This is a genomic window from Blastomonas sp., from assembly GCF_030373265.1.
GTDB lineage: Bacteria > Pseudomonadota > Alphaproteobacteria > Sphingomonadales > Sphingomonadaceae > Blastomonas.
The window spans coordinates 178,312-192,091 of sequence record NZ_JAUCZC010000003.1 but is presented as its reverse complement, the minus strand read 5'-3'; the positions used below and the strand labels follow the sequence as shown (position 1 = coordinate 192,091).

Here is a 13,780-nt window from a genome sequence, read left to right as displayed (position 1 = left end):
AAACAATCATGCCAAAGGATCGCCGTTCCATCACTCGTGACGACATCATGGACCTTGCCGATTACGAGCTGATCCGGAGGGACAAACGGCAGGAAAGCATCCTCGCCAAGAGGTTCTCCCGGCTGGCTATCGGTCCGCATGCGATGATCACCTTCGAAAGCTGGGACAGCATGTGGCTACAGATCCAGGAAATGCTGCGCATCGAAAAGGGCGGGGAAGCGCAGCTGACCGACGAGCTGGCGGCCTATAACCCGATGGTCCCCAATGGCCGCGAGCTGACCGCGACCTTGATGTTCGAGATCGAGAACCCCGAACGCCGCGATGCCTTTTTGCGGACCATCGGCGGGGTCGAGCAGCATATCTTCCTGACCATCGGCAGCGTGCGCGTCGCGGCGCAGCCGGAACAGGATGTCGAGCGCACCAGCGCCTCGGGCAAGGCGAGTGCAGTGCACTTCCTGCACTTCCCGCTCGACGATGCGGCGATCGCGGCATGGCACGACGGCGGCAATGTCGCGATGGTCCAGATCACCCACCCCAGTTACGGCCACGCCGCGCTGATCGGCGCAGAAACGCGCAGCTATCTGACCCGCGCCTGCCTGTAAGCTGGTGGGCCGGTCAGCAGGGCGCGGTCAACGGGGCGTGGGGTAAGGGCGGCCCGGCCTGGCGTAGAACTGGCGCCCGCCTTGGGCTTCGGCGCTGCCGGGGATCGCGGTGCTGAGCTCCGGATCGGCCGTCCCGGATTCCACCGGCACGGCCTCGATCATCGGCGCACCGAACGTCAGGTCGCCGCTTTCTTCGGGGAAAATCGGCGCCGGGCGAGGTGCGGTGAGGACGCGCGCGGGTGGGGCGGGTGCCACCGCTGCAACAGGCTCTGCGGGCACGTCGGCAACCGGGGCGGTGCCGGGCGTCATCGACGACGCGAAAATCACGGCAGCTAGCATGATGCCGCCCGATCCCAGCATGACCTCTTTCAGCATATCTTAGACAAAGCCCCATCGGTTCTGGACGTCGAGCCGGGGTCTTACCAGCGGCGGGTTAACAGTCCGTAGCCAAGATGCGGCGCGAAAATGCCGCCGGTGGCAGAGCCCCCGGCGGCATGTCTTTCCTCCCCAGGAAAGCTCGGGCCCGGGCAAGGGCGGGCAAAGGGGCGGTTCGCGTACAGGCCGGTTTGGCAAGCAAGGGTGGCGGGGTTGCCCCGCTCACCCTCATCCTCTCCTGCTAGGTCTTGGCCTGGGCGTCTGCTGAGCAACGACCTATCGGCTGCGCGGTGGAATGCCATCCAAATTGACAAGAAAATCACGAAATTTGCGACCTTATCCGGCTTTCGACTTGTCATTTTGTCACGATTATTACACGTTGGGCTATGGTCGATGCTTCTCTCCACGCGGGGCCCGCTTTGCGCCGATTGCGCCGCAATGCCGGGCTGACTCAGGCCGCGATGGCCGAACGGCTGGATATCTCGCCCAGCTACCTCAATCTGCTCGAGCGCAACCTGCGCCCGGTCAGCGCGCGGCTGATGCTGGCCTTGGCCGAGCGGTTCGATGTCGACCCGCGTGACCTGACCGGCGATGAGCCCGGCGGCGGCCTCGGACCGATGCGTCGCCGCCTGTCCGACCCGGCGTTTGCCGATCTGGGGATCGAGCCCGGCGAGATCGAGGACTGGCTGGTGTCCTCGCCCGGAACGGCTGCGGCGTTCGCGCGGCTGTTCGACCGGGTGCAAGGGGGTGCCGGCGCAGGCGCCGTGGCAGGCGCGGTCGACGATCCGGTGGCGCGGGTGCGCAGCGAGATCGAGCGCTGGCGCAACCATTTCGCCGATCTGGACCACGCTGCCGAGGAGCTGGCCGACGCATTGCGGCTGCAAAGCGGCGATCTGTATTCCGCGATCGCCGAGCGGCTGCGCACCAAGCACCAGCTCGCAATCCGCATCCTGCCCGAAAACGTGATGCCGGGGCGGCTGCGCAGGCTCGACCTGCATGCGCGCCAGTTGCAACTGTCCGAGATGCTGGACATGGCCTCGCGGACCTTCCAGGCCGCGTATCTGCTCGGCCAGCTCGAGCATCGCGCGGACATCAACGCGCTGGTGGCAGGCGCCCAATTTGGCGACCGCACCGCCGAGCGATTGTATCAGCGCCACATCTTCAGCTATTTCGCCGCCGCCCTGATGATGCCGTATGGCCGGTTCCTGCGCGCCTGCGAACAATCGGGCTACGACATGCTGCTGCTGCAGCGGCGTTTCGGAGCGGGCTTCGAGCATGTCGCCCACCGGCTGACGACGCTCCAGCGGGTGGGGCAGCGGGGACTGGGCTTCTTCATGATCCGCGTCGACCGCGCGGGCCAGGTGTCCAAGCGCTTTGGCGGTGCCAGCCGCGCGCCGTTGGCCGATACCGAGGTCACGTGCCCGCTGTGGCATCTCCACCAGGCGTTTTCCCGCCCCAGCCAGGTACAGGTGCAGCTGGTCGAACTGGAAGACGCCAGCCGCTGGCTGACGCTGGCGCGCAGCGTGCAGGGCACAGGCTATGGCGCAGGTGGCACGACCGCGGAGTTCGCCATCGGCCTTGGCGTTGCGGTCGATCAGGCCGCGACCTTGTGCTATGCACGCGGACTGGACCTGAGCGCCGCGGGCGCCACCCGCATCGGCCCGGGCTGTGCGATGTGCAAGCGCGGCGACTGTCCGCAGCGCTCGAAGCCGCCTTTGGGAATCCGGTTGAAGTTCGATGACCGCGAACGCGGCGTCACCCCTTTCGATTTCGTCACCGATTGAGCGGCCCGGCGCTGCCGTCGGGAACTGCGGAGCATCCGGCACGTATCCAGCGCACACACATGCTGCTGGAGATCATCTGATGACGACCCCGAACGATCGTACCGAAACCGTGGTCACCGAACAGCCGGCAGCTCCCACGCACACCCATACCACCGTGATCGAGCGGCGATCGGGTGGCGGATCGGGCCTGATGATGGCGCTGGCATTGCTGGTACTGGTGGTCGGCGGCTTGATCGCCTGGCAGTTCCTGCAACAGGGTGAAGTGCGTACCGATGCGGTGGCGGGTGCGGCTAACCAGGTCGGCGATGCAGCGCAGCAGGTCGGCGATGCCGCGCAGGACGCCGCACAGAAGATCGGCGAATAACCCGGCGCATGCCAAAACCGTAAAATACTTTGACACATTCGCGGAAAATCGCGGTGTCTGGCCCGGCCGGCGCTGTAAAATTAACCGACACTTGACGATTGTGCGTCTATAACAGCAGCCATGTTCAGGCTGTTCAAACATTATGTGCCGCATGCGGTGCTGCTGCTCGGCTTTTTTGACCTCGCGCTGCTGGGGCTGGCCGCGGAATTGGGTTGGGTCTGGCGCGCGCGCGAGATCGGCATGGCGATCGAGCCGCTGAGCCAGCGGCCGCTGCCGATCATCACGTTCGCATTCCTGGTCCACATGGCGATGATCGCGGTCGGGGTGTATGGTCCGGATTCGCTGCAATCGCTCCGTTTTGCCGCAGCCAGGCTGCTGGTCGCGATCTCGCTTGGCGTGATCCTGTTGTCGGTCACCTATTTCGTGCTGCCGGGCACGACCCTGTGGCGGTCCAACAGCCTGTACGCGATGGGGCTGTCGATCGTGTTTCTGGTCGGTATTCGAATTTTGCTCAGCGGGCTGCTGGGCACCACCGCTTTCAAGCGCCGCCTGATGGTGCTGGGTGCCGGCAAGCGCGCTCAACGGGTGCAGGTCCTTGCCGACCGGCCCGACGCGGGTTTCGTGCTGGTCGGCTTTGTCGCGATGAACGATGGCGCATTGGTCGTCGAAGAGGCGATCAACCGCGATGCGATCAAGAACCTCGCCAAGCACGTCGAGAACCTGAACGTCACCGAGGTCGTTCTCGCACTGGAAGAGCGGCGCAATGCGCTGCCGGTCAACGACCTGCTGCGGATCAAGACCACCGGCGTGCACGTCAACGATCTGTCGACGTTTCTGGAACGCGAGACCGGACGGGTTGATCTCGATACGGTCAACCCGAGCTGGCTGATCTTTTCGGACGGCTTTTCTGCGGGTCGCCGCATCTCGACCATCGCCAAAAGGCTGTTCGACCTCGTCGTCAGTTCGATCCTGCTGGCGCTGACCGCGCCGATCATCCTGATCTTCGCACTGTTGGTGAAGCTGGACAGCAAGGGGCCGGCATTCTTCAAGCAGGAACGCGTCGGGCTGTATGGTCAGCCGTTCGAGATCATCAAGCTGCGCTCGATGCGGACCGATGCCGAAGTCGATGGCGCGCAATGGGCGCAAAAGGACGATCCGCGCATCACCCGTCTGGGCCGGTTCATCCGCAAGGTTCGAATCGACGAACTGCCCCAGGCGTGGAGCGTGCTCAAGGGCGATATGAGCTTCGTCGGCCCGCGGCCCGAACGGCCGGAGTTCGTTGCCAGCCTCGAAACCCAGATGCGCTATTACAACGAGCGGCACATGGTGAAGCCCGGCATCACCGGCTGGGCCCAGATCAACTATCCTTATGGTGCCTCGGTGGAAGATTCGCGGCACAAGCTCGAGTACGACCTTTATTATGCAAAGAACTACACGCCGTTCCTCGATCTGCTGATCATTCTGCAGACGCTGCGGGTGGTGCTGTGGCCCGACGGCGCGCGCTGACCCGATGGCCAACTGGCACGCCATAGGCCTTTGGGGACATGCAGCAGCGGCCGCGCTGACCATGCTGGTCGCAGCGTGGCTGGTGCGGCGCTGGGCAGGCCAGATGCACAGTCGTCCTTCGCTGGGCGACGCTGCGTTGCTGCTGGCGTTGCTGGCAACCAGCCTGTGGGCTTTTGCCGCTGCCACCTTGGGCGGCGGGCATGGCACGGCCGGGCTTGCGGAATCGATGCGCAATCTCGCCTGGCTGGCATTCCTGTTCCAGATGGTCCGGTCGGCGCGCGCGCAACCGCGCACCGTCACCGCCGTCTATCTGGTGCTCGCAGTGGTGCTCATCGGGCAACCGATGGTCGCGTTCTGGCATGCCGCCAATCAGGGCATGCCCCGGCCCGGAGAGCTGGCGTTTTCCGTTGCCATGCTGCTGCGGATGATCTTCACCGTGGGTGTCTTGGTGCTGGCGAACAACCTTTACAGCGTTGCCGACACCGAGACCCGCGCCAGCCTGCGGTTGCCGCTGACCGCGCTCGCCGCGATGTGGCTGTATGACCTCAACCTCTACACCGTCGGCTATCTGGGCGATGCGCTGCCCGCCGATCTGGTGGCGCTGCGCGGCGTGCTGATGGTCTTTGCGGTACCCTTCTTCGCGCTCGCGGCCAACCGTCCGGGCGGGTGGAAGCTCACCTTGTCGCGCAAGGTCGCTTATCGCTCGCTCTCGCTGTTCGCAATTCTCGGCTATCTGGTGACGATGATCGCAGTGGCGCAGATGCTGCGTTCCTTCGGCGGCGCGGTCGCTTCAAGTGCGCAGGTGCTGCTGGTCCTCGGCATGTCGCTCGCCGCGATGATCCTGCTGCCGTCCGACCGCTTTCGCGCCTGGTTCCGGGTCAAGGCGACCAAGCATTTTTTCCAGCACCGCTATGACTATCGCGCCGAATGGATCCGGTTCACCGAGACGATCGGCAGGCCTGGCGACGGCACGGCGCCGTTTCACGAGCGCGTCATCAAGGCCGCCGCCGACATCAGCGACAGCCCGTCAGGACTGTTGCTGGCACCGACCGATGGCGGCAGGCTGCAACTCCAGGCACGGTTCAACTGGCCTACGGCCGATGTCCCGGCGCAGGCCTGCACCGCCAGCACCATCGGCTATTTCCAGGCAACAGCCCGGATTGTCGAGCTCGAGGCGCTGCGCTCGGGCAAGGATGCGTTGACCGACCAGCGCGCGATCCCTGACTGGATTCTTGCGGAAAGCAACGCGTGGGCGATCGTCCCCTTGGTGCATTTCGACCGGTTGGCAGGGCTGGTGGTGCTGTCGCGCCCGGTGATCGAGCGCCAACTCGACTGGGAGGACCTCGACCTCCTGCGCCTCGTCGGGCGGCAGCTCGCGAGCTATCTGGCCGAGGCGCGCAGCCAGGAAGCGTTGCGCGAGGCGGATCAGTTCGACGAATTCAACCGCCGGATGGCCTTTGTGATGCACGACATCAAGAATCTGGTCAGCCAGTTGAGCCTGGTTGCGCGCAACGCCGAAAGGCACGCCGACAACCCCGAGTTTCGTGCCGACATGATCGCAACGCTGCAGAATTCGGTGGGCAAGATGAACACGCTGATCCAGCGGCTGACCGGCTATGCCCGGTCCACCGGTGACGGCATCCGTGCGATCGATGCCGAGCGGGTGGTCCGCGCGGTGATCGCCGACAAGGCCGAGCGCCACCCGGTGGTTGCCAGCAGCGCGCCGCGCATGACGCTGATGGCGGATCCCGTGCAGCTCGAACAGGTCCTGGGGCATCTCATCCAGAACGCCATCGACGCCAGCGGTGCTGATCATCCGGTCTATGTCAGCCTGTCGCGTGACGGCCTGAACGGGGTGATCGAGATCGTTGATCATGGATCGGGAATGTCGACCGAATTTGTCCGCGCCAAGCTGTTCAAGCCGTTCATCTCGAGCAAGGCCGACGGTTTCGGCATCGGTGCCTATGAGGCGCGGTTGCTGGTCGAAGCGATGAACGGGCGGATCGAAGTGGAAAGCCGAGAAGGCGAGGGCAGCCGCTTTGCGGTCTATCTGCCGCTCGCCACGCGGATCGAGAATGACGAGGCGGCGCTGGACGGCCCGCTTTTGGCTGCAAAGGTATAATGACGATGAACGATCTGACCCCCAATGCTGCCATGAACGGCAGCAAGGGCCAGCCCAGGCTGCCGCGGCTGCTGGTGGTGGAGGATGACGCCGGGCTGCAGCGCCAGCTCAAATGGGCGTTCGACGATTTCGAAGTGCTGTGCGCCAGCGACCGTGCCAGTGCGATCGATCTGCTGCGCTATGAGGAGCCCGATGTCGTCACGCTCGATCTTGGCCTGCCGCCGGATCCCGATGGCGTGAGCGAGGGTTTTGCGACGCTTGCCGACATCCTGCGGCTCAAGCCCGATACCAAGGTGATCATCGCATCGGGCCACGGCGAACGCCAGAGCGCGCGCGACGCGATCGCGCAGGGCGCGTATGATTTCTATCGCAAGCCGGTCGAGATCGACGACCTGGCATTGATCGTGCGCCGCGCGCTCAATGTCCAGCAGATCGAACGCGAGAATGCAAGGCTCAACCAGAAATCGGGCGAAGACCATACCGTGCTGGGCGGGATGATCACCGCCGATGCCCAGATGGTCAAGGCCGCGCGCACCATCGAGCGCGTCGCCAACACCAACGTCTCGGTGATGCTGCTCGGCGCCAGCGGCACCGGCAAGGAACTGTTCGCGCGCGGGCTGCACGACAAAAGCAACCGGCGCGGCAAGGCGTTCGTAGCGATCAACTGCGCGGCGATCCCCGAAAATCTGCTCGAATCCGAACTGTTCGGGCATGAAAAGGGCGCGTTCACCGGCGCGATCAAGACCACCATCGGCAAGATCGAGCAGGCCGAGGGCGGCACGTTGTTCCTCGACGAGGTGGGTGACATCCCGCTGCCGTTGCAGGTCAAGCTGCTGCGCTTTTTGCAGGAGCGCGTGATCGAGCGGGTCGGAGGGCGCAGCGCGATCGCGGTCGACACGCGCGTTGTCTGCGCCACGCATCAGAACCTTGAAAAGATGATCGCCGAGGAACGCTTCCGCGAGGATCTGTTTTACCGGCTGGCCGAGATCGTCGTCAATATTCCCGCGCTTGCCGAACGGCCGGGCGATGCGGTGCTGCTCGCCAAGCATTTCCTGGGGAAATTCGCCGCCGAGATGAACCCGGCGGTCAGGGGCTTCGCACCCGATGCGCTCAAGATGCTCGACGCGTGGCACTGGCCGGGCAATGTCCGCGAGCTCGAAAACCGGGTGAAGCGCGCGGTGATCATGGCCGAAACCCGGCTGGTGCGCGCCGAGGACCTGGATCTCGAACGCGCCGAGCCGGAAACGGCCGAGTTCCTGAACCTCAAGGCGTCCCGCGAACTCGCCGACCGCAAGGCGATCCGCCATGCGCTGGCGCGGACCGAGGGCAACATCTCGGGCGCGGCCAAGCTGCTGGGCATCAGCCGGCCGACCTTGTACGATCTGCTCAGGCAATATGACATCCAGAGCTGATCCTCGGTCCGGGCTCGTACGGCGCGTGACGCTGGCGCTGGTCGCCAGCGCCTTGGTGCTGGGCGGCCTGGCGATGCCGCTGCAGGCCGAAGACACGGGCGCGGCGCGCCAGGCGATGGCGCGCGCCGAGGACTACCGGGCACGCGGAGACTACCGTGCCGCGCGGATCGAGCTGATGAACGCGATCAAGGCCGCGCCGCGCCTGCCCGACGCGCGCATTGCACAGGCGCGCGTCTTTCTGGCGTTGTTCGATTCCGCCGGCGCCGAGGCCGAGCTCACCCGCGCGCTGGAGTTGGGCGCCGATCGGGCGCAGGTGCGCGCTGCCATGGCCGAGGCGCTGGTGCTGCAGGGCCGGCCCGATGCGGCGCTGTCATGGCTGGGCGAGGGCCCGGTGCCGACCCGCGATGCGGGCTATGCCGCGCGCACGCAGGGCCGCGCGCACCTCGCGCTGGGCGCCATCGATTCAGCGCGCGCTGCGTTCGACCGGGCGCTGCAATTTGCGCCTGAAGACAGCATGCTGTGGACCGATATCGCGCGGATCCGCATCGTATCGGGCGATCAGGCGGGCGGAGTCGAGGCGGCAGAGTACGCGGTGAAGCTCAACAGCGGCAACGTGCGTGCGCTGCAACTTCGCGCCGAACTGGTCCGCAGCCAGTACGGGCTCGCCGCATCGCTGCCGTGGTTCGAACGCGCCTTGAGCATCGACCCCAACGATGTCAGCGTGCTGGGCGAATATGCCGCCACCTTGGGCGATATGGGCCGGATGCGCGATATGCTGGCCGCTGCGCGCCAGATCGTGGCGTTGCAGCCCGCCAACCCGCGCGGATATTTTCTTCAGGCGGTGCTGGCGGCGCGCGCGGGCCAATACGGCCTGGCGCGCAACCTGATCCAGAAGACCGGTGGTGCCCTCGAGCGGGTGCCCTCGGTGATGCAGGTCGAGGGCGTGGTCGAGTTCCAGCTGGGCAATTACCGCCAGGCGATCGACCGGTTCGAAAGGCTGGCCAATGCCCAGCCATACAACCGCCGCGCCGCCGAACTGCTGGCGCGCGCGCTGTATGCCGAGGGGGAGCATGAAATGCTGCTCTCCAAGTTCCGTCCGGTCGCCGATCAGGGCGGCACCAGCGCCTATCTGCTGACTTTGGTGGCGCGCTCGCTCGAGGCGATCGGCGAGGGCGCGCAGGCGACCGACTATCTCGCGCGCGCCGCCGAGCCCGACACCGCGCCGATGGTGCGTCTCGCTGAAGCGGACGAGCCGTGGATGCTGGCCGATGCCGCGCGCACCGCGCCGGGCGATGCACGTACGGTCATCCCCTATGTCCGCATGCTGGTGGCCAATGGCGATTTTGCGTTGGCGGCCGAGTTTGCCAAGCCGCTGGCCGACGCCAACCCCGGCGTTCCCGATGCCCAGGTCCTGCTGGGCGATGTCCTCTTTGCTGGGGGCGATGCGGCCGCGGCGCTTCCGTTCTACCGTCGTGCCGCGGAGATCCGGCTGTCCGAGCCGGTGGTCCGCCGCCTGTCGCTGGCGCTGCGCGAGGCCGGGAGCGCCGACGAGGCCGACGCGCTGCTGGTGCGCTTTGTGGGCTACAGCCCTGCCAACACCGGTGGGCTCAGATTGCTCGCCAATGCGTATATCGATCGCAGCAACTGGCCGGGCGCGATCCTGACGTTGGGCGCGCTTCATGCAAGGCTGGGCAACAACCAGCCGCTGCTGCTGGCCGATCTGGCGCTGGCGCGGCTGCGCAACGGTAACGCTGCAGCCGCAGCGCACGATGCGCGGCTGGCGTATCGGGTGCAGCCCGCCAGCACGCTTGCCACCCATATGCGCGGTCTGACGCTGACCGCCGAGGGCGACCGTGCGGTGGTCGCGGTCGAAATGCTGGAAAAGGCCCAGGCCAAAAACCCGCGCAACCCCTGGCTGCGCTATCATCTGGCGCAGGCCTATGCCGAGGCGGGCAAGACGGCGCAGGCGGTGGGAGCGCTCAGGGCGTCGCTGGCGCTGGGGGCGTTTCCCGAGCGAGGGGCCGCCGCCGCGATGCTGCGCGAGCTTCAGGACAGCTGATCCACGCCAATTTTTTGCCTGACCCCCCACCGATTTGGGCTATGGGAAGGGCATGACCGACACACACAACCCCCTTTCCGATACGCGCGCGCTGCCGCGCTTTGCCGAAATCACCGCCGACCACATCGCGCCGGCGCTGGATGCGGCGCTCGCCCGGCATGCCGCCGTGGTCGAAACATTGACCACCACGCGGCCCACCGGCTTTGCCGAAACCTGGCTGCCGTTCGAGCGCGTCGAAGCCGATCTGGGCGCGATCTGGGCGGCGGTCTCGCACCTCCACGCGGTGGCTGATTCGCCCGAACTGCGCGCGGCCTATCAGCAAGGCGAACAGCGGCTGGTGACCAACTCGATCAAGGTCGCGCAGAACCGCGAGCTGTTCGAGGTGTTCACCGCGCTGTCGCAGACCCCCGATTTTGCCGATCTGCCTCAGGCCGACCGGGTGGCGGTGGACCATGCGCTGCGCGACTTCCGGCTGGCGGGCGTCGCGCTCGAGGCCGAGGCACGGCAGCGGTTCGAGGACATCTCAGTCGAGCTGTCGTCGCTGTCCAACGCCTTTGGCAGCGCGGTGCTCGATGCGACCGATGCCTGGGGCGAATTGATCACCGACGAGGCCGATCTGGCTGGCGTATCCGATAATGACAAGGCGATGTTCGCCGCCGCGGCTGCTGCCAAAAGCGAGACCGGCTGGCGGGTGACGCTGCAGATGCCCAGCGTCAATGCGATCCTGACCTTCGCCGAGAACCGCGACCTGCGCGCCCGCGTCTACCGCGCCTTCGGCACGCGCGCGTCGGATCAGGGGCCCAATGCAGGTGCGTTCGACAATTCCGAGCGGATGGCGCACATCCTCGAGCTGCGGCGCGAGGCGGCCGACCTGCTTGGCTTTGCCGATCCGGTCGATTGGTCGCTCGCCACCAAGATGGCATCGGATGGTGGCGCGGTGCTGACCTTCCTGCGCGATCTGGCGGGCCGCGCGCGCCCAGCGGCGCAGCGCGATCTGGATGAATTGCGCGCCTTTGCCGCCGAAAGGCTTGGGATCACCGATCTGCAGCCGTGGGATGTCGGCTTTGCGTCGAACAAATTGCGCCAGGCGGTCTATGCGGTCGACGAGGCCGAGGTGCGCAGCTATTTCCCGGTCGATCGCGTGATGGCGGGCTGGCAGGATCTGCTCGCCAAGCTCTTCGGCATCCAGTTGGTCGAAAACACCGATGTCTCGCTCTATCACGCCGATGCGCGCTTCTTCGATGTGGTCGATGAAAGCGGCAGCACGGTCGCGGGCCTGTATCTCGATCTGTTCGCGCGCACCGGCAAGCGGGGCGGCGCGTGGATGGGCGAGGCGCGGCCAAGGCGCAGCGATGGCGATTTCAGCCAAGTGCCGGTCGCCTATATGGTGTGCAATTTCTCGCCGGCAGGCGCCGACACCCCGTCGCTGCTCAGCCACAATGATGTCGGTACGCTGCTGCACGAGACCGGCCATTGCCTGCACCTGCTGCTCACCCAGGTCGATCGGCCGAGCATCGCGGGTGTCAGCGGGTTCGAATGGGATGCGGTCGAACTGCCCAGCCAGCTGATGGAAGACTTTGCCTGGGACCGCAGCGTGCTGACCGCGATGTCGGGCCACCACCGCACTGGCGAGCCTTTGCCTGAAGACCTGTTCGACCGGCTGCTCAAGGCCCGGCACTTCCAGGCGGGTCTGTTCCTGATCCGCCAGATCGAGTTCGCGCTGTTCGACATGCTGCTGCACCTGGGCACGATGGGCAACGATCCGGTCGAGGTGATCGAGGCGGTGCGCGACGAGGTTTCGGTGATGCGCCCGCCCGAGTGGCACCGCTTCCCGCACGCGTTCAGCCACATCTTCGCCGGCGGCTATGCGGCGGGCTATTACAGCTATCTGTGGGCCGAACTGCTCGCCGCCGACGGGTTCATGGCGTTCGCCGAGGCCGGTCTGCTCGACCGCACAACGGGCGACCGTTTCCGCGCCGAGGTGCTGGCGCGCGGTGCCACCCGGCCGGCTGCCGAGAGCTTCCGGGCGTTTCGCGGGCGCGATCCCGATCCGCAGGCGATGCTGATCCGGCACGGGCTGCAGGACGCGGCTGCATGAGCGATCTGTGCCCGCGCGGCTGGCTCGACGAGGCGGTGCGGCGGATCGAAGCGGACTACAACCGCTCGGCCGACACGCACCTGATCCGGCTCGATCTGCCGCGGTTTCCCGGCATCACGCTGTATCTCAAGGATGAAAGCTCGCACCCCACCGGCAGCCTCAAGCACCGGCTGGCGCGTTCGCTTTTCCTCTATGCGCTGTGCAACGAATGGATCGGCCCAGACAGCTGCGTCATCGAGGCGTCGTCGGGCTCGACCGCGGTCAGCGAGGCGTATTTCGCGCGGATGCTGGGGCTGCGCTTCATCGCGGTGGTGCCTGCGACCACGGCTGCGCCCAAGCTCGATGCGATCCGCTTCCAGGGCGGCGAGATCCACATGGTCGACGACCCGCGCAGCGTCTACGACGTCGCGCACCGGCTGGCTGACGAAACCGGCGGGCATTATCTCGACCAGTTCACTTTTGCCGAACGCGCGACCGATTGGCGCGGCAACAACAACATCGCCGAGAGCATCTTCGCGCAGATGATGCAGGAGGAGCACAGCGTGCCCGACTGGATCGTCTGCGGCGCGGGCACCGGTGGCACCTCAGCGACCATCGGCCGCTATCTGCGTTACCAGCGGTATGCGACCCGGCTGTGCGTCGCCGACCCCGAGCATTCGGTGTTCCACCGGCATTTTCACGACCGCTCGGCGACCGTGCTGCCCGAGGGCTGTGCGAGCAAGATCGAGGGGATCGGTCGCCCGCGGGTCGAGCCCAGCTTCGTCCCCGGAGTGATCGACCGGATGATCGCGGTGGAGGACGGTGCCAGCATCGGTGCGATGCGCGCGCTCTCCGACCGGCTGGGGCGGCGGGTCGGCGGATCGACCGGCACCAATTTGTGGGCCTGCGCCACGCTGATCGCGGAGATGGCAGCAGCAGGCGAAACCGGCAGCATCGTCACCTTGCTCTGCGATGGCGGCGACCGCTACGGCTGCACCTATTACGACGATGCGTGGCTGGAAGGCTGCGGCATCGACTGGCAAGCCTCGGCGCAGCATATTGCGCGGATGCTGGGTCACAGCGACAAGGGAATTCTGTAATGATGATCGCGGTTCTTGCGGCCGTGTCGGCGGCGATTGCGGTGGCGGCGGGTGCGTTCGGTGCGCATGCGGCGGCAGGCGAGCAGCAGGCCGAATGGCTGCGCACCGGGGGCTTGTATCAACTGGTGCATGCGGTTGCCGCGCTGGCGATCATGGGGGTCGCGCGCGGCCCCGCGCTGACGCTGCTCGCCGGCTCCGCGATTTTTGCGGTCACGCTGTATCTGATGGCGCTGGGTGCGCCGCGCTGGCTGGGCGCGGTCACGCCGATCGGTGGCACATTGCTGATCGCGGGCTGGCTGTGGGCCGCGTGGATCTACGCCAAGGGCTGAGGATTGGGGGCTGAACGGGAAAGCCACCGCCACCCGCGCGCACGCGCGGA

Annotated in this window: 11 protein-coding genes; 10 read left to right on the top strand and 1 reads right to left on the bottom strand. The window is 66.2% G+C overall.

Annotated features, from left to right (window positions below; translation table 11 throughout):
- Positions 1 to 8 precede the first annotated feature (8 nt).
- Positions 9 to 602, top strand: coding sequence for a DUF3501 family protein (locus QUV11_RS02990; RefSeq protein WP_300880478.1), 594 nt, complete (start codon positions 9 to 11; stop codon positions 600 to 602).
- Positions 603 to 629: 27 nt separating this feature from the next.
- Here the strand turns inward: QUV11_RS02990 and QUV11_RS02985 are convergent, their stop codons facing one another.
- A complete protein-coding gene (locus QUV11_RS02985) occupies positions 630 to 977 on the bottom strand; it encodes a hypothetical protein (protein WP_300880477.1) in 348 nt (115 codons plus the stop codon).
- Between the two features lie 386 nt (positions 978 to 1,363).
- Between QUV11_RS02985 and QUV11_RS02980 the strand changes: the two genes are divergently transcribed.
- The 9 genes from QUV11_RS02980 (at position 1,364) to QUV11_RS02940 (ending at position 13,730) form a co-directional block, all read left to right on the top strand.
- Complete coding sequence (locus QUV11_RS02980; RefSeq protein WP_300880476.1) at positions 1,364 to 2,761, top strand: short-chain fatty acyl-CoA regulator family protein; 1,398 nt, start codon at positions 1,364 to 1,366, stop codon at positions 2,759 to 2,761.
- A gap of 79 nt (positions 2,762 to 2,840) precedes the next feature.
- The gene (locus tag QUV11_RS02975) at positions 2,841 to 3,125 is read left to right on the top strand and encodes a hypothetical protein (RefSeq protein WP_300880475.1); all 285 of its coding nucleotides are present in this window, start codon (positions 2,841 to 2,843) and stop codon (positions 3,123 to 3,125) included.
- Positions 3,126 to 3,245: 120 nt separating this feature from the next.
- On the top strand, positions 3,246 to 4,631 hold the full coding sequence (locus QUV11_RS02970; RefSeq protein ID WP_300880474.1) for a TIGR03013 family XrtA/PEP-CTERM system glycosyltransferase: 1,386 nt from the start codon (positions 3,246 to 3,248) through the stop codon (positions 4,629 to 4,631).
- Between the two features lie 4 nt (positions 4,632 to 4,635).
- On the top strand, positions 4,636 to 6,753 hold the full coding sequence (gene prsK / locus QUV11_RS02965) for an XrtA/PEP-CTERM system histidine kinase PrsK (RefSeq protein WP_300880473.1): 2,118 nt from the start codon (positions 4,636 to 4,638) through the stop codon (positions 6,751 to 6,753).
- A 5-nt stretch (positions 6,754 to 6,758) separates the two neighbouring features.
- Positions 6,759 to 8,165, top strand: coding sequence for a PEP-CTERM-box response regulator transcription factor (gene prsR, locus QUV11_RS02960; protein ID WP_300880472.1), 1,407 nt, complete (start codon positions 6,759 to 6,761; stop codon positions 8,163 to 8,165).
- Positions 8,149 to 10,224: a tetratricopeptide repeat protein gene (locus tag QUV11_RS02955; protein ID WP_300880471.1), complete on the top strand. Its 2,076-nt coding sequence runs from the start codon at positions 8,149 to 8,151 to the stop codon at positions 10,222 to 10,224. The genes prsR and QUV11_RS02955 overlap by 17 nt, the downstream gene beginning before the upstream one ends.
- A 52-nt stretch (positions 10,225 to 10,276) precedes the next feature.
- Positions 10,277 to 12,322: a M3 family metallopeptidase gene (locus QUV11_RS02950; RefSeq protein WP_300880470.1), complete on the top strand. Its 2,046-nt coding sequence runs from the start codon at positions 10,277 to 10,279 to the stop codon at positions 12,320 to 12,322.
- Entirely contained in the window at positions 12,319 to 13,401 is a 1,083-nt protein-coding gene (locus QUV11_RS02945) for a pyridoxal-phosphate dependent enzyme (RefSeq protein WP_300880469.1), read from the top strand. The genes QUV11_RS02950 and QUV11_RS02945 overlap by 4 nt, the downstream gene beginning before the upstream one ends.
- Positions 13,402 to 13,403: 2 nt before the next feature.
- A complete protein-coding gene (locus QUV11_RS02940; RefSeq protein WP_300880505.1) occupies positions 13,404 to 13,730 on the top strand; it encodes a DUF423 domain-containing protein in 327 nt (108 codons plus the stop codon).
- Positions 13,731 to 13,780: the final 50 nt, after the last annotated feature.

Coding starts and splice junctions, on each gene's coding strand:
- QUV11_RS02945 (WP_300880469.1), top strand. CDS start 12,319: ATGAGCGATCTGTGCCCGCGCGGCTGGCTCGACGAGGCGGTGCGGCGG.
- QUV11_RS02980 (WP_300880476.1), top strand. CDS start 1,364: ATGGTCGATGCTTCTCTCCACGCGGGGCCCGCTTTGCGCCGATTGCGC.
- QUV11_RS02950 (WP_300880470.1), top strand. CDS start 10,277: ATGACCGACACACACAACCCCCTTTCCGATACGCGCGCGCTGCCGCGC.
- QUV11_RS02985 (WP_300880477.1), bottom strand. CDS start 977: ATGCTGAAAGAGGTCATGCTGGGATCGGGCGGCATCATGCTAGCTGCC.
- prsK (WP_300880473.1), top strand. CDS start 4,636: ATGGCCAACTGGCACGCCATAGGCCTTTGGGGACATGCAGCAGCGGCC.
- QUV11_RS02990 (WP_300880478.1), top strand. CDS start 9: ATGCCAAAGGATCGCCGTTCCATCACTCGTGACGACATCATGGACCTT.
- QUV11_RS02970 (WP_300880474.1), top strand. CDS start 3,246: ATGTTCAGGCTGTTCAAACATTATGTGCCGCATGCGGTGCTGCTGCTC.
- QUV11_RS02975 (WP_300880475.1), top strand. CDS start 2,841: ATGACGACCCCGAACGATCGTACCGAAACCGTGGTCACCGAACAGCCG.
- QUV11_RS02940 (WP_300880505.1), top strand. CDS start 13,404: ATGATCGCGGTTCTTGCGGCCGTGTCGGCGGCGATTGCGGTGGCGGCG.
- QUV11_RS02955 (WP_300880471.1), top strand. CDS start 8,149: ATGACATCCAGAGCTGATCCTCGGTCCGGGCTCGTACGGCGCGTGACG.
- prsR (WP_300880472.1), top strand. CDS start 6,759: ATGAACGATCTGACCCCCAATGCTGCCATGAACGGCAGCAAGGGCCAG.